At 64.4% G+C, this 22687-nt stretch carries 21 protein-coding genes; 9 read left to right on the top strand and 12 right to left on the bottom strand.

Annotated features, from left to right (window positions below; genetic code table 11):
* Positions 1–15 precede the first annotated feature (15 nt).
* A complete protein-coding gene (locus tag BCCGELA001_RS19125; protein ID WP_060737726.1) occupies positions 16–993 on the bottom strand; it encodes a LysR family transcriptional regulator in 978 nt (325 codons plus the stop codon).
* Between the two features lie 229 nt (positions 994–1222).
* On the opposite strand from BCCGELA001_RS19125, the gene BCCGELA001_RS19130 reads away from it, so the two are divergent.
* The 6 genes from BCCGELA001_RS19130 (at position 1223) to BCCGELA001_RS19155 (ending at position 8811) form a co-directional block, all read left to right on the top strand.
* Positions 1223–2431 (top strand): ABC transporter substrate-binding protein, encoded by a 1209-nt coding sequence (locus BCCGELA001_RS19130; RefSeq protein WP_060736051.1) that lies wholly within the window; start codon positions 1223–1225, stop codon positions 2429–2431.
* Positions 2407–3177 carry a nitroreductase gene (locus tag BCCGELA001_RS19135; RefSeq protein WP_060737727.1) on the top strand — a complete coding sequence of 257 codons (771 nt, stop codon included), beginning with the start codon at positions 2407–2409 and terminating at the stop codon, positions 3175–3177. The genes BCCGELA001_RS19130 and BCCGELA001_RS19135 overlap by 25 nt, the downstream gene beginning before the upstream one ends.
* Positions 3156–3695, top strand: coding sequence for a 4-hydroxylaminobenzoate lyase (locus tag BCCGELA001_RS19140; protein ID WP_008559393.1), 540 nt, complete (start codon positions 3156–3158; stop codon positions 3693–3695). The genes BCCGELA001_RS19135 and BCCGELA001_RS19140 overlap by 22 nt, the downstream gene beginning before the upstream one ends.
* 509 nt (positions 3696–4204) lie before the next feature.
* Positions 4205–5236, top strand: coding sequence for a TRAP transporter substrate-binding protein (locus tag BCCGELA001_RS19145; protein WP_008559394.1), 1032 nt, complete (start codon positions 4205–4207; stop codon positions 5234–5236).
* A 15-nt stretch (positions 5237–5251) separates the two neighbouring features.
* A complete protein-coding gene (locus tag BCCGELA001_RS19150) occupies positions 5252–7141 on the top strand; it encodes a TRAP transporter large permease (protein ID WP_060736052.1) in 1890 nt (629 codons plus the stop codon).
* 20 nt (positions 7142–7161) lie between these two features.
* Entirely contained in the window at positions 7162–8811 is a 1650-nt protein-coding gene (locus BCCGELA001_RS19155) for an acyl-CoA synthetase (protein ID WP_008559400.1), read from the top strand.
* Between the two features lie 100 nt (positions 8812–8911).
* Here the strand turns inward: BCCGELA001_RS19155 and BCCGELA001_RS19160 are convergent, their stop codons facing one another.
* The 9 genes from BCCGELA001_RS19160 to BCCGELA001_RS19200 all read right to left on the bottom strand — a co-directional run bounded on the left by BCCGELA001_RS19160 (position 8912) and on the right by BCCGELA001_RS19200 (position 18633).
* Positions 8912–9889: a TRAP transporter substrate-binding protein gene (locus BCCGELA001_RS19160; RefSeq protein ID WP_060736053.1), complete on the bottom strand. Its 978-nt coding sequence runs from the start codon at positions 9887–9889 to the stop codon at positions 8912–8914.
* Between the two features lie 38 nt (positions 9890–9927).
* Positions 9928–11241: a TRAP transporter large permease gene (locus BCCGELA001_RS19165; RefSeq protein ID WP_060736054.1), complete on the bottom strand. Its 1314-nt coding sequence runs from the start codon at positions 11239–11241 to the stop codon at positions 9928–9930.
* A 2-nt stretch (positions 11242–11243) separates the two neighbouring features.
* The gene (locus BCCGELA001_RS19170) at positions 11244–11837 is read right to left on the bottom strand and encodes a TRAP transporter small permease (protein WP_060737728.1); all 594 of its coding nucleotides are present in this window, start codon (positions 11835–11837) and stop codon (positions 11244–11246) included.
* 166 nt (positions 11838–12003) lie between these two features.
* Positions 12004–12801, bottom strand: a complete 798-nt coding sequence (locus BCCGELA001_RS19175; RefSeq protein ID WP_008559421.1) for an MBL fold metallo-hydrolase — start codon at positions 12799–12801, stop codon at positions 12004–12006.
* A complete protein-coding gene (locus BCCGELA001_RS19180) occupies positions 12798–13586 on the bottom strand; it encodes a TatD family hydrolase (protein WP_060736055.1) in 789 nt (262 codons plus the stop codon). The genes BCCGELA001_RS19175 and BCCGELA001_RS19180 overlap by 4 nt, the downstream gene beginning before the upstream one ends.
* 13 nt (positions 13587–13599) lie before the next feature.
* Entirely contained in the window at positions 13600–15591 is a 1992-nt protein-coding gene (metG, locus tag BCCGELA001_RS19185) for a methionine--tRNA ligase (RefSeq protein ID WP_083543366.1), read from the bottom strand.
* Between the two features lie 47 nt (positions 15592–15638).
* On the bottom strand, positions 15639–16685 hold the full coding sequence (locus tag BCCGELA001_RS19190) for a DNA polymerase III subunit delta' (protein ID WP_008559428.1): 1047 nt from the start codon (positions 16683–16685) through the stop codon (positions 15639–15641).
* Positions 16682–17368, bottom strand: a complete 687-nt coding sequence (gene tmk / locus BCCGELA001_RS19195; protein WP_060736056.1) for a dTMP kinase — start codon at positions 17366–17368, stop codon at positions 16682–16684. Before tmk ends, BCCGELA001_RS19190 begins: the two co-directional genes overlap by 4 nt.
* Before the next feature lie 2 nt (positions 17369–17370).
* The gene (locus BCCGELA001_RS19200) at positions 17371–18633 is read right to left on the bottom strand and encodes a D-alanyl-D-alanine carboxypeptidase family protein (RefSeq protein ID WP_008559439.1); all 1263 of its coding nucleotides are present in this window, start codon (positions 18631–18633) and stop codon (positions 17371–17373) included.
* Positions 18634–18788: 155 nt separating this feature from the next.
* Here BCCGELA001_RS19200 and BCCGELA001_RS19205 point away from each other — a divergent pair, with 155 nt between their 5' ends.
* A complete protein-coding gene (locus BCCGELA001_RS19205; protein ID WP_060736057.1) occupies positions 18789–19745 on the top strand; it encodes an alpha/beta fold hydrolase in 957 nt (318 codons plus the stop codon).
* On the opposite strand, the gene BCCGELA001_RS19210 is transcribed toward BCCGELA001_RS19205, so the two are convergent.
* Positions 19739–20674 (bottom strand): septal ring lytic transglycosylase RlpA family protein, encoded by a 936-nt coding sequence (locus tag BCCGELA001_RS19210; protein WP_060736058.1) that lies wholly within the window; start codon positions 20672–20674, stop codon positions 19739–19741. The genes BCCGELA001_RS19205 and BCCGELA001_RS19210 overlap by 7 nt on opposite strands.
* A gap of 802 nt (positions 20675–21476) precedes the next feature.
* Between BCCGELA001_RS19210 and BCCGELA001_RS39305 the strand changes: the two genes are divergently transcribed.
* Entirely contained in the window at positions 21477–21605 is a 129-nt protein-coding gene (locus tag BCCGELA001_RS39305; RefSeq protein WP_257721910.1) for a hypothetical protein, read from the top strand.
* A gap of 34 nt (positions 21606–21639) precedes the next feature.
* On the opposite strand, the gene BCCGELA001_RS19220 is transcribed toward BCCGELA001_RS39305, so the two are convergent.
* Complete coding sequence (locus BCCGELA001_RS19220; RefSeq protein WP_060736059.1) at positions 21640–21930, bottom strand: hypothetical protein; 291 nt, start codon at positions 21928–21930, stop codon at positions 21640–21642.
* Positions 21931–22075: 145 nt separating this feature from the next.
* On the opposite strand from BCCGELA001_RS19220, the gene BCCGELA001_RS19225 reads away from it, so the two are divergent.
* Positions 22076–22660, top strand: a complete 585-nt coding sequence (locus tag BCCGELA001_RS19225) for a TIGR00645 family protein (RefSeq protein WP_008559451.1) — start codon at positions 22076–22078, stop codon at positions 22658–22660.
* The last annotated feature ends 27 nt before the right edge of the window (positions 22661–22687 follow it).

Raw genomic sequence — 22687 nt, forward strand, 5'->3', positions numbered from 1 at the left:
CGCCGGTCCACATAGCTAGCGTCCGCGCCGGAGATCCTCGGTCGCGCGCCTGAGGATATCGTGAAGCCAATCGTGTGCCGGCTCGCCCTCGACACGTTCGTGCCACAACAGCCGGACTTCGACCGGAGACGTGGCGTAAGGCAGTTCGTACGTGGTGACCGCATGCGCGCGTCCGAATGCGCGGGCCAATGGACGCGGGACGATGGCTGCAAATTCGGAGTCGGCGAGCAGGGCGGGCAGGGCAAGAAAATGCGGCAACGACACGGCTATTCGCGGCGGCCGATCGCTTTCGGACAGGGCACGTTCGAGCGCGGCGCGGTCATACATTTCCGATCGCCTTGCGAGCCCGCGCTCGGAGATGAAGCCTCCGATCGCTCCCTCCTGCTCGCCGCCGAAGGAGACGACGACCAGCGGCATGCGCGCCAGCGTCGTGTTGGTGATCCGGCCGAGCTTGCGCTTGCCGCCTACGATCAGCACGTCGTCATATTCGAACAGCAGCGCAGTGCGGAAGCGGCTCGGCGGATCCGAGAAGACGCCCACGGCAACGTCGATGCGGCCGAGATCGATCTGCTCAGCAAGGTCAATCCGGGTCACGGGCTTGATCGCCAGGTCGATCGCCGGCGCTTCGGCCTTGAGAATCTTCAGGAGCGGTGAGGCCAGCACCATCGTGGTGAAGTCGTTGGCGGCGAGGGTGAACTGCCTGGTGGCGGCGGTCGGAATGAAGCCCGGCACTTCGACCGCCGCCTCGAGCGTTCGCAGGGCCTCGCGAACCTGCGGAGCCATCGTCAGTGCGCGCGCCGTCGGCTGCATGCCGGCCGCCGTGCGCACGAACAAATCGTCTTCGAGCATCTCGCGCAGACGGGCGAGGGAATGGCTCACGGCGGATTGACTGAGAGCGACCCGCTGGCTTGCCCGCAATACGCTGCGCTCCTCCATCACGGCGTCGAAGACCTTGAGCAGGTTCAGGTCAAGCGTCTTGAAGGAAACAGCCACGCGCAGCACACCGTCTCAAGGCGGATCGCGCGCCCGTTGTATGCCTGCGATCGCATGCAGTTAAGGCCAACCACGCAGCCGACGCAACCGAGCAGGGCGCCCGGAGCGCGACGCCCGGCCGTTCGCCGCACCAAACTGAAGGCGGTTCAGGATCACTCTGCGAGAGTTTCACTTCCGCAATCTCGCGATCCGGCCATGATCCCGGCGCCGGGTTTGGAGGAGATGGGTGATGAAATTCTGCGTGGTCTCGATCGGAGCTTTCGGACTAGCACTGGCGCTGTTCGCGGCGCCGGCCATTGCGGAGGATGGCCCCGTGAAGCTCGGCGTCCTCACCGATATGTCCTCACTCTATGCCGACAATGGCGGCCAGGGTTCGGTGGTTGCGGCGCAAATGGCCGTCGATGATTTCGGGAGCCGGGTGCTGGGGCGCAGCATCCAGATCGTCGCGGGAGATCATCAGAACAAGGCCGATGTGGGATCGACCATCGCGCGGCGCTGGCTCGAAAATGAAAACGTCGAGGTCATTCTCGACGTGCCGAATTCTGCGGTTGCGCTGGCGGTACAGGGCATCACGCGCGACAAGAAGAAGCTGTTCCTCGCCACGGGCGCCGCGACGTCGCGCCTGACAGGCGATGAATGCTCGCCGACCGGGATACACTGGACCTACGACACCTATGCGCTGTCGCAGGGAACGACGCGCGCGATGTCGCGTCTCGGCGCAAACTCCTGGTACTTCATTTCAGTCGACTATTCTCTTGGGGCCCAACTCGAGGCCGAGAGCCGTCAGGTCATCGATGCCATGGGCGGCAAGATCCGCGGCGCGGTGAAACATCCGATCAACACGCCGGATTTCTCGTCCTTTCTGCTTCAGGCACAGTCGTCGAAGGCGGATGTGATCGCACTGGCTGACTCCGGCGGTGACTTCATCAACGCCGTCAAGCAGGCCGGTGAATTCGGCGTCACACAGCGGCAGAAGCTGGTCGGGCTGCTCGTCTTCATTGCCGACATTCACAGCCTCGGCCTGCAGAGTGCGCAGGGCCTGATGCTGAGCTCGGCGTTCTACTGGGACCTCAACGAGGACACGCGGGCGTGGTCGAAGCGTTTCATTGCCAAGACCCAGAAGGTCCCGACCATGATCCACGCCGGCACCTACGGCGCGGTGATGCACTATCTCAAGGCCGTCCAGGCAGCTGGTACGCTGGACGGGCCGACCGTCGCCGCCAGGATGCGCGACATGCCCGTGAATGATTTCATGACAAAGAATGGCCGGATCCGCGAGGACGGCCGGCTGGTCCGCGACATGTATCTGTTTCGTGTCAAGTCGCCCGAGCAGTCGAAATACAAGTTCGACTATTACGAGTTGCTCGCAACGATACCGGGTGACGAGGCGTTCCGGCCGATGGAGCAGGGTGGATGTCCGCTCCTGAAGAAGCCATGACGGCCGCGGGCGCAGCTGCGCGAAGCCCGATGGACGAGATCATTGCGGGCCGCTTTGCGTGCCGCGATTTCTCGGACGCACCGGTCGGGCGAGGGACCATCGAGCAGATCCTGCGTGTGGCGCGGTTTGCGCCGAGCGGCGCCAATATCCAGCCCTGGCACGTTTACGTGCTGGCGGGCGCCGCCAAGGACAGGGTGTCGGCGGCCCTCCGTGAGGCGCACGACACCGCCCGCGACGCGCACGTGTCGGAATACAGCTACTACGCCAGCGACCTGCCCGAACCCTACCTGCAACGACGCCAGGAGTTTGGCCGCCTGTTCTACGGCTCGCTCGGCATCGCCCAGACCGATCTCCAAGCCAGAAGCGGCCAGACCGCCAAGAACTACGCGTTCTTCGGCGCGCCCGTTGGGCTCATCATCACGATCGATCGGCGTTTGCAGGTCGGAAGCTGGCTCGATCTCGGCATGTTCGTTCAGAACGTGCTGCTGGCCGCGGCAGGCCATGGGCTCCAGTCCTGTCCGCAGGAGACGTTCTCGAAATATCACCGGACCCTGCGCTCGTTGCTGTCCATCCCGCCAGAACAAATGGTGGTGTGCGGAATCTCGATTGGCCGCGCCAGGGACGGAACCCGGGGCAGACTAATGCCACGCGCCGACCTAGCGGAGTTCGCATCTTTCGCGGGCTTCGAAGAACAAAGTGAAACGCAAATGGAAAGGACGAGGCCATGGGAAGCCGAGACGAGCTGATTCAGTGCAGCATTCCATTTCTGCGCGAGGTCAAGGACATGACACCGGGCGCGGAGATGGAGCGGTGGCTCAATCAAAAATACGGCGAGGGCAGCCCACTCTACCAGGACCTGGCGCGGCTGATTAAGCGCGGGGTTGCGGAAGGCTGGGCCGCCAACCAGGAGGTCGAAGGCCCCAACTACCGGCGCAGCCGCATCCTGGAGCCCCTGCCTGAAACGTTCCAGTTCAGCATCACCGCCGTCTACATGAACAGCGCCGATCCGCGCCGCTTCAAGGATGAGGACGACCACGACGTGCTGCGTGGGCAATATCACGGTCACCCATACGGGGAGCTGAACCTGGTCGTGCCGTTGGACAAGGGCGCCGAGCTGAGGGGGCTTCAGGGCTGGCAGGGCCCCGGCTGGACCGCGCCCGATCCCGGCAGCCGTCATTACCCCGAAGTCCGCGGCGGCGCCGTCATCGCGCTGTTCTATCTGCCCGCCGGACGCATCTCCTACGACTTCGCCGCGCCGGCCTGATCGGCCACCCGCCGTCTCGGGTAGCTCCGGCTCACGAGCGTCACCCGAGACGACCACGGCCCAACCCAAGAGCCGCTCAGCTTCGATGAGGCCCGATAGCCGCGGCTGGGATTCGAACTGTCGGTACGGGTGGAGAGGGATTCGGGCGACCGGACCACAAGTGGACCCAGATCCGGACAGCCACATTAGGAATTCGCATAAGGTATATTATGGAATATATTTATCTACCATCAGATCAATTATTTAGACGAAGCTCTTGCCATCGAACGTTCGCTCTGCGCTCAAGGCTGCGTTCGCGCGACGATCGTCGCCTGCGGTCTTGACGGCTACTGTGCATGGGGTTGTTTTTCAGGTTTCGAATCCACCCCGAGTTTGCGAAAGCCGATGTTGCCGTGACCTTGCCCGGCTGCAATAAGCGAGGCCTCGCGAGATCGCAGATGACCTTCTGACCTGACGTCCGTATAGGTTTGCATCTCAGAACAACAACAAACTTCCGAGGAAGCAGACCCATGGTGTTTTCAACGCGCTTTTCCCGACGCACGCTTCTCAAGGCCTCCGCCGCGACTGCGGTCCTGGGCGGCATCGGTGCGCCCCATGTGGCCCGCGCCCAGAGCGCCGAGTTCACCTACAAATATGCCAACAACCTGCCGGACACCCATCCGCTGAACGTGCGCGCCAAGGAGATGGCGGCGGCGATCAAGACCGAGACGAACGGCAAGTTCGACCTCCAGATCTTCCCGAACAACCAGCTCGGTTCCGACACCGACATGCTGAGCCAGATCCGCTCCGGCGGCGTCGAGTTCTTCACGCTGTCGGGCCTGATCCTGTCGACCCTGGTGCCGGCGGCGTCCATCAACGGCATCGGCTTCGCGTTCCCGGACTACGACACGGTCTGGAAGGCCATGGACGGCGATCTCGGCGCCCATGTCCGCGGCGAGATCAAGAAGGCCGGCCTCGAGGTCATGGACAAGATCTGGGACAACGGCTTCCGCCAGACCACGTCGTCGAGCAAGCCGATCACCGGGCCCGACGACCTCAAGGGCTTCAAGATCCGCGTGCCGGTCTCGCCGCTGTGGACCTCGATGTTCAAGGCGTTCGATGCGGCGCCCGCCTCGATCAATTTCAGCGAGGTCTATTCGGCACTCCAGACCAGGATCGTCGAGGGCCAGGAGAACCCGCTGGCGATCATCTCGACCGCCAAGCTCTACGAGGTGCAGAAGTATTGCTCGCTGACCAACCACATGTGGGACGGCTTCTGGTTCCTGGCCAACCGCAGAGCCTGGGAGAAGCTGCCGCAGGACGTGCGCACCGTCGTCGCCAAGAACATCAACGCCGCCGCGGTCAAGGAGCGCGAGGATACCGCCAAGCTCAACGCCAACCTCCAGCAGGAGCTCGCCGGCAAGGGCTTGGCCTTCAACCAGCCGGCCGTGGCGCCGTTCCGCGACAAGCTGCGCACCGCCGGCTTCTATGCCGAGTGGAAGGGCAAATATGGCGACCAGGCCTGGGACCACCTGGAAAAGGCCGTGGGCAAGCTGTCGTAGCGCGTCGGGGCCGTCATGGCTCATATCGAGGCCGAGGTGATCGAAATGACGGGCGAGGCGACTGCTCGGTCCCCTCGCCGACCTTCATTGCTGGGCTCGCTGGAGCGCGCACTCGGTCTTCTCGTGGAGATCCCGGCGGCGGCCCTGGTCGTCGCCGAGATCGTGATTCTGTTTGCCGGCGTGGTCGCGCGGTACGGCTTTCACCGGCCGCTGATCTGGTCGGACGAGCTGGCCTCGATCCTGTTCCTGTGGCTGGCGATGCTGGGTGCGGCAGTGGCGTTCCGCCGCTCCGAGCACATGCGCATGACCGCGGTCGTCGCCAGTGCGAGGCCGGCAATGCGAGTCTATCTCGATCTGGTCGCGACGTCGGCGGCGCTGGCGTTCCTGGCGCTGATCGTCTGGCCGTCCTGCGACTATGCCTATGAGGAAAGCTACATCACCACGCCGGCGCTGCAGATCTCCAACATGTGGCGCGCCGCCGCGCTGCCGGCCGGCATCGGCCTGATGGTGGCCTTTGCCTTGCTGCGCCTGCTGCGTGCGGCCGACTATCGCATGGTCGCCGCCGCCGTGCTGTCGGTCGCCGTCCTGGTCGGACTGTTCTGGCTGGCGGAGCCGTTGCTGCGGCCGCTCGGCAATCTCAACCTCGTCATCTTCTTCGTCGGCGTCGCCGGCTTCTGCGTCTTTGCCGGCGTTCCCATTGCGTTCGGCTTTGGTCTTGCGATCTTCGGCTATCTGGCGCTGACCACGCGGACGCCGGTCATGGTGCTGGTCGGGCGGATGGACGAAGGCATGAGCCACCTCATCCTGCTCTCGGTACCGCTGTTCGTGTTCCTGGGGCTGCTGATCGAGATGACCGGCATGGCGCGCGCCATGGTGGCATTCCTGGCGAGCCTGCTCGGCCATATCAGGGGCGGCCTGCACTATGTGCTGGTCGGTGCCATGTACCTGGTCTCCGGCATCTCCGGCGCCAAGGCCGCCGACATGGCCGCGGTCGCGCCCGTGCTTTTCCCGGAGATGAAACAGCGCGGCGCCAAGCCCGGCGACCTCGTCGCGCTGCTTTCGGCAACCGGCGCCCAGACCGAGACCATCCCGCCGAGCCTCGTGCTGATCACCATCGGCTCGGTCACCGGCGTGTCGATCGCCGCCCTCTTCACTGGCGGTCTGTTGCCCGGAGTCGTGCTCGCGATCACGCTGTGCATGCTGGTGTGGTGGCGCTACCGCCATGAGGACATGAGCCACGTCCGCCGTGCCTCGGCTTCCGAGATCGGCCGGACCTTCGTCATCGCCCTTCCCGCGCTCGCGCTGCCCTTCGTGATCCGTTACGCCGTCGTCGAGGGCATCGCGACCGCCACCGAAGTCTCCACCATCGGCATCGTCTATGGCGCCGTGGTCGGCCTCCTCGTCTACCGCCGCTTCGACTGGCGGCGGCTGTTCCCGATGCTGGTCGAGACCGCGGCGCTGTCGGGCGCGATCCTGCTGATCATCGGCACCGCCACCGGCATGGCCTGGGGCCTCACCCAATCGGGCTTCTCGCGCTCGCTCGCAGCAGCCATGACGGGATTGCCCGGGGGACAGGCGACCTTCATCGCCGTCTCGATCCTGGCCTTCGTCATTCTCGGCAGCGTGCTGGAGGGCATCCCGGCGATCGTGCTGTTCGGGCCGCTGCTGTTCCCGATTGCCCGCGCCGTCGGCGTGCACGAGGTGCACTATGCCATGGTGATCATTTTGGCCATGGGTATCGGGCTATTCGCCCCGCCGTTCGGCGTCGGCTATTATGCTGCCTGCGCCATCGGACGCGTCGATCCGGCCGAGGGCATCAGGCCGATCTGGGGTTATCTGCTGGCGCTGCTGGTGGGATTGATCATCGTCGCGATCTTCCCCTGGATCTCGATCGGATTCCTTTGAGGCGTTTTCAGGAGGTGTCGATGAGTGAGCGGCAGAACCAGTACAATATCGGCCTCGACAAGACCCCCGCCAACTATGTGCCCCTGAGCCCGCTGAGCTTCCTCGCGCGCAGCGCCGCGATCTTTCCCGATCACGTCAGCACCGTCTATGAGGGCCGCAGCTTCACCTGGGCGCAGACCCACGAGCGTTGCAAGCGCTTCGCGTCCTATCTCGCCGGCAAGGGCATCGGCGTCGGCGACACCGTGGCCGCGATGCTGCCGAACATCCCGGCGATGAACGAGGCGCACTTCGCCGTCCCGATGACGGGTGCCGTGCTGAACGCCCTCAATATCCGCCTCGATGCGCCTTCCATCGCGTTCCAACTCGATCATGGCGGCGCCAAGGTCATCCTGGTCGACCCGGAATTCTCCAGCGTCATCAGCGACGCGCTGGCGCAGATGACCGGGCCAAAGCCGTTCGTGATCGACGTCGACGATACCGCCTTCAAGGGCGGCAAACGCATCGGCGAGATCGAATATGAGGCGGCGCTCGGGCTGGGAGACCCGAACTTCGCCGCGATCCTGCCGACCGACGAATGGGACGCGATCGCACTGAGCTACACCTCGGGCACCACGGGCAATCCCAAGGGCGTCGTCACCCATCATCGCGGTGCGTATCTCAACGCCGTCAGCAACATTCTCGCCGGCAATCTCGGCCAGCATCCGGTCTATCTGTGGACGCTGCCGATGTTCCACTGCAACGGCTGGTGCTTCCCGTGGACCATTGCGGCGGCCGCGGGCATCAATGTCTGCCTGCGCAAGGTCGAGCCGAGCAAGATCTTCGAGCTGATCAAGCAGCATGGCGTCACCCATATGTGCGGCGCGCCGATCGTTTACAACACTCTGATCAACGCGCCCGATGCGCCCAAAGGCAACGCCGCGCGCCGGGTCGTCGGCCTGATCGCTGGCGCCGCGCCGCCGGTCGCCGTGCTCGAAGGCGCCGAAAGCATCGGCATCAAGCTGACACATGTCTACGGCCTGACCGAGGTCTACGGCCCCGCCTCCGTCTGCGCCGAGCAGCCTGGCTGGGACGACCTGCCCGCCGCCGAGCGCGCGCGCATGAAGCGCCGGCAGGGCGTGCCCTACCCGCTCGAGGAAGCCGTCACCGTCATCAACCCGCAAACGATGCGGGAGGTGCCACGTGACGGCGAGACCATCGGCGAGGTCATGTTCCGCGGCAACATCGTGATGAAGGGCTATCTCAAGAACGAGAAGGCGACCCGGGAAGCGTTCGAAGGCGGCTGGTTTCACACCGGCGATCTCGGCGTGCTCGACGAGCATGGGTACGTCATCATCAAGGACCGCTCCAAGGACATCATCATCTCCGGCGGCGAGAACATCTCGTCCGTCGAGGTCGAGGACATCCTCTACAAGCACCCAGCCGTGCTGTTCGCGGCCGTGGTTGCCAAGCCCGATGCGAAATGGGGCGAGGTGCCCTGCGCCTTCGTCGAGCTCAAGGACGGCGCCAGCGCCAGCGAAGCCGACATCATCGCGTTCTGCCGATCGCATTTGAGCGGATTCAAGACCCCGAAGGCGATCGTGTTCGGGCCGATCCCGAAGACGTCCACGGGCAAGATCCAGAAATTCCTTTTGCGCAACGAAGTCGGATCGGCGAAGGCGATCTCGGCCTAAAGCGCCATTTAGATCAGCAGCGCTTACGGAGTCTGTCTCGATACCGAACGAGCCCTCCGCCCACACGCCCGAGAGCGGCGAGCGGAAGGCCTCGCCGGTCTCACATCTTCTTGTAGGCGTCGACCGCCGCCTGGCCGTCTCCCCCCGCCTTCTTGAGCCAGTCGGCGGTGAGCTGCTCGCCGATCTTCTGGAATCCGGCCTTGAGGGCCGGGCTCGGCGGCTCGACGTTCATCCCTTTCGCCTTGAGCTGATCGAGATACCAGGTGCTCTTGTCCTGCCAGGCCTTCCAGCCACGCGTTTCCGCTGTCGCCGCCGCCTTCAGGATTGCCTCCTGGGTCGGCTTGTCCAGCGCCTCGAACGCGGCTTTGTTGACGAAGGTGTAGTTCTTCGGAATCCAGGCCTGCACGTCATAGAAATATTTCAGCGACTCCCACGCCTTCGCATCGTAGCCGGTGCCGCCCGACGACATGAAGGAGTTCACGACGCCGGTCGCAAGCGCTTGCGGCAGCTCGGCCGCCTGGATCGTGACCGATTGCGCGCCAACCAATTCGCCGATACGCGCTGTCCCGACATTGTAGGCGCGCCACTTCAAGCCCTTCATATCTTCGATCGTCGCCAGAGGCTTGTTGACGTAGACGCCCTGCGGCGCCCACGGCACGACGAACAGCAGCTTGAGACCTTGCGCATCGAGCTTCTTGGTAATCGCCGGCTTGGAGGCCTGGTACAGTTTCATGGCGTCGGGAAAGCTGGTCGCGAGGAACGGCACGACGTCGACCCCGAAAAGCGGATCCTCGTTCTCGTGGATCGAGAGCAGCACTTCGCCCATCTGCGCCTGCCCTGTCACCACCGCGCGCTTGATGTCGGGCGCCTTGAACAGCGAGGCGCCGGGATGAACCGTGATCATTAGCTTGCCTGTTGTCGCGGCCTCGACGTCCTTGGCGAAGGCCGCCAGATTTTCGGAGTGCGGATTGTCGGCAGGATATGCCGCCGGCAAATTCCATTTGGTCTGGGCCAAGGCTGGCGTCGCGGCCATCACGAGGCCGGCGATCAGGGATGCGCGGACTAAACGAGACATCATGGGGCTTCTCCTCACGGTCATTTCTGGAACGGATACGCTCAATCTGGGAAAGCAAGCTTGGGCAAGAACATCACGATCTGCGGATACTCGGTGATGATGAACACGGCGACCAGCAAAAGCACGAAGAACGGAAAGGCCGCTCGCGCCACGGTGAACGTGTCGCGGCCGCTCATGTTCTGCAGCACGAACAGGTTGAAGCCGACCGGTGGCGTGATCTGCGCCATCTCGACGTGGATGATGAGGTAGACGCCGAACCAGACCAGGTCGAGACCGGCCTGCCTCACCATCGGCAGCACGATGACGGCGGTCAGGACGATCATCGAGATGCCGTCGATCAGGCAGCCCAGGATGATGTACATGATGCTCAGATACAGCGCCAGCATGCTGGGTGTCAGCTCCTGCCCCTGGACCCAGGTGGCGAGCGCGGCCGGAATGCCCGTATAGGCCATCGCCGCCGTGGTGTAGGCCGCGCCTGCGAGGATCAGCATGATCATGCAGGTCAGCCGCGTCGCACTCATGATGCTCTCGAGGAAATTCTTGCGCGTGAGCGTGCCGCTCCACCACGCCAGCAGCAGCGCGCCCGACACGCCCCACGCCGCGCATTCCGTCGCTGTCGCAAAGCCGAGAACGAGCGACAGGAACACCGCCAGGATCAGCAGCAGGCAGGGTGCGAGCTTGGCCGACTCGCGTAGCTTCTGCCGGAATGGCATCGGTGGATCGCGCGGCGGAATTTTCGTCGGGTTGAGCAGCGACCAGATGATGATGTAGCCGGAATAGAGCGCGATCACGAGCAATCCCGGCAGGAAGCCCCCGAGGAACACCTGAAGCACCGAGACATTCGCCGTGACCGCATAGACCACCATCGGGATCGAAGGCGGGATCAGGAGGCCGAGCGTGCCGGAGCCCGCGAGCGATCCGAGGCTCAGGCTCTTGTCGTAGCCACGCTTGTCGAGCTCGGGCAGCGCGATTTTGCCGATCGTCGCGCAGGTCGCGGCCGACGAGCCGGACACCGCCGCAAAGATGCCGCAGCCGATCACGTTCACATGCGTCAGCCGTCCCGGCAGCCACTGCACCCAGGGCGACAGGCCGCGGAACATTTCCTCCGACAATTTGGTGCGGAACAGAATCTCGCCCATCCAGATGAACAACGGCAGCGCCGCCAGCGTCCAGGACGCGCTCGCGCTCCAGGTGGTGGTCGCTAGCACGGAGCCGAGCGGCAGGCTCGTGGTCAGCGCCATCGCCACGAAGCCGACCAGCCCGAGCGAGACCGCGATCCAGACGCCGCTCCCGAGCAGCAGGATCATGACGCCGAGCAGAATGAACGACAGCTCGATCATGCCGAGATTGGTCATCCTCAACCTCCGCCGCCCTGCGAGATACGCTCGACGAACTCCTCCGGCGTCTCGTCCGGCGACCCCTTCTCGTAACTGGGACGATTGCCGCCAATGACGTTGACCATCTCATCGATCAGCGCGATCGACAGGATCGCAAGGCCGCCGGCAAAGCCAAGCTGCGGAATCCAGAGCGGAAGGGCGACGACGCCCTGCGCAACGTCGTTGAAGCGCCAGGAATCGTAGGTCATCTGCACCGCGTGGCGCGTGAAATAGAGGATGAAGGCGGTGGCAATGCCGAGCGCCACGATCTCCGCGATCTGCTTGGTCCGCCCGTGCAGACGCTCGAGCAGCAGGCCGACGCGGATCATCTCTCCGCGCTTGAAGGTGTGAGCGAGGCCGAGGAAGGCCATCGCGGCCATGCACCAGGACGCGAAATCATCGCCGGCGGGGATGTTGATCGCAAACTGACGCCCGACCGACATGACCATCATGATTGCGAAGATCGCAAACAGGAAGACGCCCGCGGCGTAGCCTGCACCGAGATAAAGGAGATCCAGAGCGCGTCGCACCAGTCCCCGAGCCGCTACATCGTCTCCTGCCAACACGATCCCCATCGTCATACGAGGCGATTCAAACGGACACCGGCGCGTGCACGTCAGTGCCGGTGTTGCCTCAATATCGCTCTCTGCCCAGCGCCTGTCTTTCAGACGTTAGATCAACATGATGGTGTAGACGGAAGCAAGGTCTATGCCGGCAGGCAGAGGAGTTTCCACCGCGGGTTTAGCGCGTTTCCAAGCGCAGCCCGTCATAGGCCGGCACCACGCCGGCGGGCAGCGACAGCCGGAGGACCTCGTAATCGACCTCGTAGGCCATGTTGGTGATGACCGCGCGTTTCGGCTTGAATCGCTCGATCCATGACAGCGCGTCGTTGACGCTGAAATGACTGGAATGGGTGGTGTAACGCAAACCATCGACGATCCAGAGATCGAGGTTTTCGAGTGCGCCCCAGCTCTCACGCGGGATGTCATGGAGATCGGGCGTATAGGCGGCATCCCCGATGCGGTAGCCGAGCGCGGGAATCTTGCCGTGCTGCACCAGAAAGGCGGTCATCGTCACCGCACCACCCTTCCCCACGATCGTCTGGCTCTCGCCCGCCTCGATCGAATGCTGCGTCAGGATCGGCGGATAATCGCTCCCTTCCGGCGAGATGAAGCAATAGGAGAACCGCGACATGATATCCTTGGCGGTCGACTGATTGAGGTAGGTTGGGATGCGCTGACGCATCTTCATGACGACCGAGCGCAGATCGTCCATGCCATGGGTCTGGTCGGCGTGCTCGTGGGTCAGGAACACGGCGTCGATGTGGTCGACATCGGCCGACAGCAATTGCTCGCGCAGGTCGGGGGACGTGTCGATCACGATGCGCGTGGTGCCGTGCTCGGAGGTGCGTTCGACCAGCAGCGAACAGCGACGACGGCGGTTCTTGGGATTGTTGGGATCGCAGGCGCCCCAGCCGAGCGCCGGGCGCGGCACGCCGGCGGAGGAGCCGCATCCCAGGATCGTCAGCGTCAGCGTCATGCGCCTTCCGGAACCTTCACCTTGGAGAACAGACGGAAGAAGTTCTCGGTGGTCTGACGCGAGATATCTTCCAGCGACACGCCGCGCGTCTCAGCAAGCACTTTGGCGACCTCGACGACATAAGCCGGCTCGTTGCGTTTGCCCCGGAACTTCCCGGGCGCAAGATAGGGCGAGTCTGTTTCAACCAGAATACGGTCGGACGGCAGTTCGGCCGCCAGCGCACGCAGGGCCTCCGATTTCTTGAAAGTGAGGATTCCCGTGAAACCGATATAGAGCCCCAGCGCCACCGCCTTCAGTGCAAGCTCGCGCCCGCCCGTGTAACAATGCAGCACGCCGCGAAACGATCCTCGCCCCGCCTCCTCCTCGAGGATACGCGCGCAGTCCTCGTCCGCCTCGCGGGTGTGGATCACCAGCGGCAGGCCGGTCGCGCGGGCCGCGGCGATGTGGGCGCGAAAGCCCCTCGCCTGCGCCTCTGGCGAGCCGTTGTCGTAGAAATAATCGAGCCCGGCTTCACCGAGCGCGACGACCTTGGGATGCTCCGTCAGCGCGACCAGCTCGTCCGCCGCGATGCCGTCCTCCTCGTCCGCATTGTGCGGATGGGTGCCGACCGAGCAATAGACGTCGTCATAACGCGCGACGATGGCCAGAAGCTGGTTCAGCTTCCTCACCCGCGTCGAGATCGTGACCATACGTGCGATGCCGGCTGCGCGCGCCCGCGACACGATCCCGTCGAGATCATCCGCAAAGTCGGGAAAATCCAGATGACAATGGCTGTCGACCAGCATCACGCGAACGCCTTCAGGCCGCCGGCTCGATGTAGCGCGGGAACGCCGGCGTCGGCGCCGGCAAGGTCGAGCCGGGCGCGATCCGCGTGGCGCCGCCGAGCATCATGAAATTGCGCTCCTCCGCGGGGATGCCGAGACTGTCGAGCAGCAATCCCGAGGCTGTCGGCATCGCCGGCTGGGCCAGGATCGCGATCTGGCGCACGACCTCGGCGGTGACATAGAGCACCGTCTTCTGCCTGATAGGGTCGGTCTTGGCGAGCGCCCATGGCGCCTCGCCCGCGAAATAGCGATTGGCTTCCGCCACCACCGCCCACACGGCATTGAGCCAGTGATGGATCTGCTGCGTCGCCATGGCTTCGCGCGATGCGGCGATCATGCCGTCGGCCATCGCCAGGATGGCCTTGTCATTGTCGCTGAACTCGCCCGGCTCCGGCAGCACGCCGCCGAGTTGCTTGGCGATCATCGACAATGAGCGTTGCGCAAGGTTGCCGAGGTCGTTGGCGAGATCCGCATTGATCCGCGCAACGATGGCCTCGTGGTTGTAATTGCCGTCTTGGCCGAACGGCACCTCGCGCAGAAAGAAGTATCGCAACTGGTCGACGCCGTACTGGTCGGCGAGGTTGAATGGATCGACAGTGTTGCCGACCGACTTCGACATCTTCTCGCCCCTGTTGAACAGGAAGCCGTGGGCATAGACCCGCTTCGGCAGCGGAATCCCCGCAGACATCAGGAACGCCGGCCAATACACGGCGTGGAAACGGATGATGTCCTTGCCGATGATGTGCACGTCGGCCGGCCAATAGCGCCAATTCGCGTCCTGCTCGTCGGGGAAGCCGACGCCGGTGATGTAGTTGGTCAGCGCGTCGACCCAGACATACATCACGTGCTCTTCGTCGCCTGGCACCTTCACGCCCCAATCGAACGTCGTCCGCGAGATCGAGAGATCGCGCAGGCCACCTTTGACGAAGCTCACCACCTCGTTCTTGCGCGAGTCAGGCCCGACGAATTCGGGGTGGTCTGCATAAAGCCTGAGTAGCTTGTCCTGGTACGCCGACAGGCGGAAGAAATAGCTCTTCTCCTCAACCCATTCGACCGGCGTGCCCTGCGGGCCGAGCCGGACCCCGTCGCCGTTTACGCGCGTTTCGTCCTCGGCGTAATACGCCTCGTCCCGCACGGAGTACCAACCGGCATAAGTGTCGGCATAGATGTCGCCGTTTGCTTCCATGCGCCGCCAGATCTCCTGGCTGGAGCGATGATGCTGCTCCTCGGTGGTGCGGATGAAGCGGTCGAACGACACGTTCAGACGCTGGTCCATTTCCTTGAAGCGGCCGGCATTGCGGGCCGCGAGCGCGGAGACGGACATGTTCTCGCCGGCCGCCGTCTGAACCATTTTCTGACCATGCTCGTCGGTGCCAGTCAGGAAGAACACGTCCTTGCCGTCGAGCCGGGCAAAGCGCGCCAGCACGTCGGTCGAGATCGCCTCATAGGCGTGACCGATATGCGGGCTGCCATTGGGATAGGCGATCGCCGTCGTGATGTAGAAGACGTTATCGCGAGCGGGAGCGGCGACGGGCGCTGCGACCTGCGAAGCCGCAGCGGGCTTTGGCGCACGCGGTGCCTTAGGCTTGGACACTTTTGGCTTGGACACCTGGGACTTCAACGTCTCCGGCGGCGTAGCGACGGCAGCCGGAGCGGACGTCACGGCGGACGCAGCCGCCCTTGCCTTCTTGGCCACCTGCTTCGCCGAAGTCTTGGCCGGTGTCTTGGCCGGTGTCTTGGCAGCCTTCTTTACCGCCTTCTTGGCGGCAGGCTGCTTCTTAGCCGCCTTCTTGGACGTCTTCGCAGTGCCCTTCTTCAGGCCCCTCTTGGCAGCAGTCTTCTTGGCCTTTTTCACAGCTTTGCGCGCGAGCGCCTTCACAGCCTTCTTCGCGGTTTTCTTGACGGTCTTCTTCGCAGCCTTCTTGCCGCTCTTGCGTTTGACGGTTTTCTTAGCTCGCGATGCCACCACGAATTCCTTTACCGGCTTCTCGAAATTTGGAAACGGCTCTGCGCCTAGCGCGTTGCGTCCGCCAGCCAGCCGAACACCGAGAAAACCAAGGGCTTGCGCTCCAGATTGTAGGTTTCGGTGTCGCGCGCAGCGCGGACGATCTTTTCCCATACCTCAGCTAGTCGCGCAAGGCGCGGCAGGTTCTGGTTGGCATTGGCTTCGTCCGCATGCAGGCGCTCCGCGATCCAGCGGTCGATGCCGTCGAAGAAGGCCGCGAGCGCGACGCGGTCGCTGCTGCCGAGCGAATCTCCGAGCGTGTGCAATTCGCGCGGATCGACCTGCGGCAGACGCGCGAGCAGCGCCGCCGTGCGCTGCTGGAGCTTGAGCGCATCGCCGCCGAGCAGCGTCAGCGCCCGTGCAACACTGCCCTCCGAGGCTTCGGCCGCCTCGCGCAGCGCCGGATCGCTCGGATCGAGATCGGCCGCCGAGGCTGCAGCGCCGATCACATCGTCCGTGGCGAGCGGGCGAAGCCGCAGCTTGCGGCAGCGCGACTGGATCGTGGCGAGCACGCGTGCGGGCGCGTGGCTGACCAGCAGGAAGAGCGATCGCTGCGGGGGCTCTTCGAGGATCTTCAGCAGCGCGTTAGCTGCATTGGGGTTCAGCTCGTCGACGGTGTCGACGATGCAGACGCGCCAGCCTTCGGCGGCGGCCGTGGAGCCGAAGAAGCCGATCGTCTCGCGCGTCTCATCGACCGTGATGACAGTGCGCATCACGCCTCGGTCGTTGGCGGTGCGCTCCAGCGTCAGCAGGCCACCATGCGAACTCGCCGCGACCTGTCGAGCCACGGAATCATCGGGACCGATCGCAAGGTCCTCGGCGTGCTGCACCGAGGGCGCCATCGGCTGACCATGGGCGAGCACGAAGCGCGCCATGCGATAGGCCAGCGTTGCCTTGCCGATCCCCTGCGGTCCGCCGATCAGCCAGGCATGCGGGATGCGCCCGCTGCGATAGGCTGCGAGCAGCGCCGCCTCGGCCTCGCGATGGCCGAACAGCCTCGACGTTTCGCGCGGATGCGCAATCGCGGTTTCGCGCTCGGTCTGGCGCGGGCTCATCGCGATAGCACCGATGCTGGGGTGGGAAGGAGACGTTCGCGCAGCGCCGTCCAGATGCGCCCGGCAACCGTATCGGGATCGGAATTTGCGTCGATCATCACACAACGCGCGGGCTCTTCCGCAGCGATCTTCCGATAGGCATCGCGGAGATCTTGGTGGAACTTGAGGTTCTCGCCCTCGAAGCGGTCGGGCGTGGCGCTGCCGCGGCGCGCGGCGGCGCGCTGCAGGCCGATCTCGACCGGCAGGTCGAGGATGATGGTGAGGTCCGGCTTGAGATCGCCGATCGTGACACGCTGCATGGCATTGATCAGGCCAGCCGGCACGCGGCCGAGGCTGCCCTGGTAGGCCCGCGTCGAGTCGGCGAAACGGTCGCAAAGCACCCAGGCGCCCTGGTTGAGCGCGGGCTGAATCACGCTGCGGACATGGTCGTCGCGGGCTGCGGCGAACAGCAGCGTCTCGGCCTCGGGCCCGAGCAGCTTGCCCATTCCCGACAGTACCAGATGGCGCATGATCTCTGCGCCCGGGGAGCCGCCCGGCTCGCGCGTGACCAGGATGCGCATCCTTGCCGCCTTGAGGCGATCGGCAAGCTTCTTGATCTGGGTCGACTTGCCTGTCCCCTCACCACCTTCAAAGGTGATGAAGCGTCCGCGTCCAGACGGCCAGCGTACCGCACTTTCACTCATGGTCAGAGCTTCTCGGCGCCTGCGCGGAACATGCCGATCACGAGCTCGCTGGCACCGTCGATCGCGCGGCGCATGGTCGAGCCGGTGCCAACAGCATCGGCGGCATAGACCGGCGTTTCCACCGCAATGTTACCGCTGCGCCAGACTTTCACCACGCCGATCTTCTGGCCGGCCTCGACCGGCGCCCGCACCGGGCCGCTGTAGACGACGCGGGCGATCAGCTTGTCGCTGCCGTTCCTGTGCACCATCACCTTCACGGGCGTCTTGGCGACGAGCTTGACCGAACGGCTCTCGCCGCCGAACACCTTGGCATAGCCGACGGGCTGCTCGGCCGCGATCAGCGTGCGGGTCTCGAAATTGCGAAAGCCCCATTCCAGCATCTTCTTGGCTTCCGTGGCACGGTCATCAGGATCGTCCAATCCGTTGACCACCACGATCAGCCGCGTGCCGTTCTGCACGGCCGAGCCGACCATGCCGTAGCCGCCCTCCTTGGTGAAGCCGGTCTTGAGGCCGTCGGCGCCTTCCATCGAATTGAGCAGCGGATTGCGGTTGGGCTGGCGGATCTTGTTCCAGGTGAACTCCTTCTCGCCGAACAGTTTGTAGAACTCGGGGAAATCCAGGATGATATGCCGGGCGAGCATGCCGAGCTCGCGCACCGTCATCTTGTTGCCGGGATCAGGCAAGCCACTCGCGTTGGCGAAGGTCGATCGGGTAAGGCCGAGCTCGCGCGCGCGCTTGGTCATGAAATCGGCCGCGAAGATCCGCTCGTTGCCCGCCATGGCCTCGGCGAGCGCGATGCAGGCATCGTTGCCGCTCTGGATGATCGCCCCATGCAGGAGATCGTCGACCGAGACCTTGCTGTTGATCGCGGCGAACATGGTCGAGCCGCCCGAGGGCGCCCCGCCCCTGCGCCAGGCATTCTCGCTGATCCGGTACTCGTCGGTCAGCTTGATGTCGCCCTTCTTGACGGCGTTGAAGACGACCTCTGCGGTCATCAGCTTCATCATGCTGGAGGGCGCGCGCAACTCGTCAGCGTTCTTCTCGAACAGCACGCTGCCCGAGGAGGCCTCGATCAGGATCGCAGTCGGGGCATCGCCGTCGAAACCCGTGTCTTCTGCTTTCTTCGCGCCCTGGACGCTCTGGTTGGCGGCGTAGATCGCCCCGCCCCAGCCGATGCCCATGACCAGAACCGCCGCGATCAGCCCGCGCGCCAGCGCACCGGCGGTGAGCCGGGGGCGACGAAGCTGGGAAAGAAGAAATGCCATGGCTCAAGCCCTGAGAGCGGCGTTCTAACAGTTGGAATAGGCGCGAACAACACAGGGTTGGACACGCGATCCAGAGATTGCACGATTCTCGTCGCGCCCCTATCGTGGCACATCACATTTCCCGACCAAACCCCTGAAACAAGGCCGAAAAGCGAATGTCCTCAACCCGGATGATCAAGGCCAACGGGATCGACCTCTTCATCCGCGAGCAGGGCCAGGGGCCGCTCGTGGTGCTGTGTCATGGCTGGCCCGAACTGTCCTATTCCTGGCGCCATCAGATCCCGGCTCTGGCGGCGGCCGGCTTTCGTGTTGTCGCCCCCGACATGCGCGGCTACGGCCAGAGCGCAGCGCCGCCCGACGTGGCCGCCTATTCCATTTTCGATACCGTCGGCGACATCGTCGGCCTGGTCCAGGCCCTGGGTGAGAGCAAGGCGATGGTGGTCGGGCACGACTGGGGCGCACCGGTGGCCTGGCACGCGGCGCTGTTCCGCCCTGACATCTTCACGGCGGTCGCCGGCCTGAGCGTGCCGCCACCCTTCCGCGGCCGCGGCAGGCCGCTCGACCTGCTGCGCCAGGGTGGCATCACGAACTTCTATTGGCAGTATTTCCAGACGCCGGGCGTCGCCGAGGCCGAGCTTGAGCGTGACGTCGCCCGCACCATGCGCATCGTGCTCGGCGGGCGCGGCTTGGCCGATCCCTCAGCGGCGATGTTCGTGCAGGAAGGCAGGGGCTTTCTCGGCCATGCCGGCGCCGAGGAGCCGCTGCCCGGCTGGCTGAGCGAGGCTGACCTCGCCTATTTCACCGAAAGCTTCCGCAAGTCCGGCTTCCGCGGCGGGCTGAACTGGTACCGCAACATCGACCGCAATTGGGAGCTGACGGCGCCTTGGCAGGATGCCCAGATTCACCAGCCCTCGCTGTTCATCGCCGGCTCGAAGGACGCCGTCATCACGGGCCTGATCGGGGCCAAGCGCGTCAACGAGCTCGAGCGCGTGCTACCCAACCTCAAGTGCAAGCTGATCCTCGACGGTGCCGGCCATTGGGTCCAGCAGGAGCGTCCCGAGGAGGTGAACGCGGCCCTGGTGACGTTTGTAAAGGAGAGCGCGGCTCAGTAGAGCCCGCGGCCGCTCAGGATGCTGCGAGCCTCGGCCGCACCGTCGGAGCCGTAGGCGGCGGACGGCGCGCCTTCGCTCGCGTAGCGGCCGCTCTCGTCGTAGGACACCGCGCGGGCGTTCTGGAGCGCCCGGCCCCGGCCGCGGCTCGAGGCCGACATTTCCGAGGTCGCGTTGAGCGAGGCCATATCGGCCGAGCTGTTGCCGAGGTTGTAGGGTCGTCCCTCCGGCATCGGCACCTCGCCGCGAATGGCACCGCGGTTCGACGAGGCCAATTCCGGCACGAAGGGTTTGGCCGAGGCGACCCGGACCATGGAGGGTGTCGGCGCCGGAACGCCGGTGCGCAGGGTCGCCATCAGCTGGCGGTCGTCGGAGCCTTCGAGCGGTGCCCGGCCGACATATTCGACCCGCACCTTGGCGACACCATTGCCTTTGAATTCAAGCAGTTCGGCGGCCTTGTTCGAGACGTCGATTAGCCGGTTGCCGTGATAGGGCCCGCGGTCATTGACGCGGACGATCAGCGACTTGCCGTTCGAGACATTGGTCACCCGCGCATAGGATGGCATCGGCAGGGTCGGATGCGCCGCCGTCAGCGAGGTCATGTCGAACACCTCGCCATTGGCGGTCAGGCGGCCGTGGAAATCATCGCCGTACCAGGACGCCATGCCCTCGGCGCGGTAATTGACGTCCTCCTCGGGCACGTAGGTCTTGCCCGCCACGACATAGGGCTTGCCGACACGGTAGGTGCCGCCGCCCTTCGGGACCGGATCGCCGAAGGCCACCACCCGGGGGCTCGAGGACACGCCGTACTTGGGATCAACCCGGCTGGCGAACTTGTTCGAGGAGGCGCAATTGGCAAGCGCAAGGCAGGTCGCGACCGCCGCAACACCACGCGCGGCCCGCAAAACCGAATCTGACCGTCGGATCCCCATTCGCCCCAAATACCATTCCGCCGGCGGCATGCCCAACCCGCTTTTGGCTACGGGAGCGCCGTCCGGTCCTGTGATCCGAGGCGGCCCACCACCGCATCGGAAGCGGTAACGATAACGCAACCCGAACACGGCGGAAATGGGGAGCCGGCAGCGATCCCGCCGGGATGGTAAACGGGACGTTCGCGTCTCCCCGTCGGTCTACGGAGCGCAGCGCCCTGCTCTGTACCAAGGCTGGACATTCTGTTGCGCCGAAGCCTCACCCCACCCCCATTGTCGCGCCGCTCACCGAAATTCTTTTGACTGTGCAAGGCCGCACGCGTTCTCTCGGATGCAAGGGCGGGATTTGGAAGTTAACGATGATCGAGACGGTTTCGGCACTGATGGGTCTGGTAAGCGCGGGGATCTTCCTGGCCCATGCGTTCGAAGGTTACCGCACGAGGGCCTGACGGCACTCGCGCGGACGGCAAGCATCACCTCTTTCAAGGCGACACGTTCGGACAATTTAGTCGATCCGATCGAGCATCGAAGACGAGAGCGGCAGGTGTCCCATGCGCAATCATGACCTCGTATCCGACGGCTTCCTGGTGTTGACCGCAGGCGGCTTCGTCCTGCTCTGCTCGAGCCTCGTGGCGCTGGCGTTCGGCTAACCTCAGACAGATCTCCTCGTCTTCCCCGACGACGACCATTGCACTGCAAGCAGGTGTTTGCCCGGAGTTGTCCGGCTCCCGTTTAGTTGATTGAATTTCCGCGTTCGGCGCCTCGACCTACATTTCAAGGCCATCACCAACGAAGGTGACTTACCATGCTTGCCGAGAAGTTTTTCCTGGCTCTGGAATCCCTGATCCGCGGCGATCGCACCTACCCGGATGGAAGCCTTCGGGTCATCAGCACCTCGCCGCACGTGCCGGTGAAGCTGCCGAGTCGCAAATAGCCCGGCTCGCCTTCGCGCCCCGGTCACGCGCCGCTCAGCGCAGGCCAAGCAGTGAGCGGCGATAGCGGGCGTCGCGCGCTTCGCTCAGACAGACGAAGCTGCCGTCGAGGCCCTGGCGATATCGCCTCTGGCTCCTCGTGTAGTAGATGCCCTTCCTGAAATCGAGCCAGACCACCTGATCGTGCGGGCAATGACGCTGCGCCTGCGCCTCGTAGCGAAACGGCGTCAGCGGGGTTGCCGATGCCCCTGCGCTGGCGAAGCTGGTCACGACCGTAACGGCGAGCGCGATTGCGCCGCCTCGTTTGCCAAAGCCGCTCCAAGACACTCCCCACCTCCCGCTTCCGGCCGCGCGGCACGGTAGCATGAAACGACACCATGCCTATCAGGAGAGGAGCGCGCTGCGTCTTCCGCCGGCCATCTTGCCGGGTTACAGGACGGCGAGATCATCTCGCTTCGAGGATGCTGCCCGAATGTCGGTTGAGCCAGAGGCCCGCACCGAACCCCGTCCGCCCTCGCCGCGCCTGCGCCTGCGCCTGCTGCCGATGATCATCTTCGGCTCGCGCTGGCTGCAGCTGCCGCTGTATCTCGGGCTGATCGTGGCGCAGTGCGTCTACATCGCGCTATTTCTCAAGGAGCTCTGGCACCTGTCCTGGCACGCGCTCGACTTCACCGAGCAGCGGATCATGATGAGCGTGCTGGCGCTGATCGACGTCGTGATGATCTCCAACCTGCTGGTGATGGTGATCGTCGGCGGCTACGAGACCTTCGTCTCGCGGCTCGAGCTACAAGGCCATCCAGACGAGCCGGAATGGCTCGGCCACGTCAACGCGAGCGTGCTCAAGATCAAGCTCGCCATGGCCATCATCGGCATCTCCTCGATCGCGCTGCTGCGCACCTTCATCGAGGCCGGCAATCTCGGCTCCGACCGTGCCGGCTACACCGAGAACGGCGTGATGTGGCAGGTGCTGATCCATCTCACCTTCGTCGTCTCGGCGATCGGCATCGCCTATGTCGACAAGCTCGGCGATTCCGGGACGCGCAAGCACGCCGAGTGAGGCGCAAGAACTGACTTCTTCGAGAGA

It is taken from the genome of Bradyrhizobium sp. CCGE-LA001 (assembly GCF_000296215.2).
Classification (GTDB): Bacteria; Pseudomonadota; Alphaproteobacteria; order Rhizobiales; family Xanthobacteraceae; genus Bradyrhizobium.

Coding starts and splice junctions, on each gene's coding strand:
- BCCGELA001_RS19210 (WP_060736058.1), bottom strand. CDS start 20,674: ATGGGGATCCGACGGTCAGATTCGGTTTTGCGGGCCGCGCGTGGTGTT.
- BCCGELA001_RS19190 (WP_008559428.1), bottom strand. CDS start 16,685: ATGAGCCCGCGCCAGACCGAGCGCGAAACCGCGATTGCGCATCCGCGC.
- BCCGELA001_RS19200 (WP_008559439.1), bottom strand. CDS start 18,633: ATGGCATTTCTTCTTTCCCAGCTTCGTCGCCCCCGGCTCACCGCCGGT.
- BCCGELA001_RS19225 (WP_008559451.1), top strand. CDS start 22,076: ATGTCGGTTGAGCCAGAGGCCCGCACCGAACCCCGTCCGCCCTCGCCG.
- BCCGELA001_RS19145 (WP_008559394.1), top strand. CDS start 4,205: ATGGTGTTTTCAACGCGCTTTTCCCGACGCACGCTTCTCAAGGCCTCC.
- BCCGELA001_RS19205 (WP_060736057.1), top strand. CDS start 18,789: ATGTCCTCAACCCGGATGATCAAGGCCAACGGGATCGACCTCTTCATC.
- BCCGELA001_RS19180 (WP_060736055.1), bottom strand. CDS start 13,586: ATGCTGGTCGACAGCCATTGTCATCTGGATTTTCCCGACTTTGCGGAT.
- BCCGELA001_RS39305 (WP_257721910.1), top strand. CDS start 21,477: ATGCTTGCCGAGAAGTTTTTCCTGGCTCTGGAATCCCTGATCCGCGGC.
- tmk (WP_060736056.1), bottom strand. CDS start 17,368: ATGAGTGAAAGTGCGGTACGCTGGCCGTCTGGACGCGGACGCTTCATC.
- BCCGELA001_RS19170 (WP_060737728.1), bottom strand. CDS start 11,837: ATGGGGATCGTGTTGGCAGGAGACGATGTAGCGGCTCGGGGACTGGTG.
- BCCGELA001_RS19155 (WP_008559400.1), top strand. CDS start 7,162: ATGAGTGAGCGGCAGAACCAGTACAATATCGGCCTCGACAAGACCCCC.
- BCCGELA001_RS19150 (WP_060736052.1), top strand. CDS start 5,252: ATGGCTCATATCGAGGCCGAGGTGATCGAAATGACGGGCGAGGCGACT.
- BCCGELA001_RS19175 (WP_008559421.1), bottom strand. CDS start 12,801: ATGACGCTGACGCTGACGATCCTGGGATGCGGCTCCTCCGCCGGCGTG.
- BCCGELA001_RS19140 (WP_008559393.1), top strand. CDS start 3,156: ATGGGAAGCCGAGACGAGCTGATTCAGTGCAGCATTCCATTTCTGCGC.
- BCCGELA001_RS19165 (WP_060736054.1), bottom strand. CDS start 11,241: ATGACCAATCTCGGCATGATCGAGCTGTCGTTCATTCTGCTCGGCGTC.
- BCCGELA001_RS19130 (WP_060736051.1), top strand. CDS start 1,223: ATGAAATTCTGCGTGGTCTCGATCGGAGCTTTCGGACTAGCACTGGCG.
- BCCGELA001_RS19135 (WP_060737727.1), top strand. CDS start 2,407: ATGTCCGCTCCTGAAGAAGCCATGACGGCCGCGGGCGCAGCTGCGCGA.
- BCCGELA001_RS19160 (WP_060736053.1), bottom strand. CDS start 9,889: ATGATGTCTCGTTTAGTCCGCGCATCCCTGATCGCCGGCCTCGTGATG.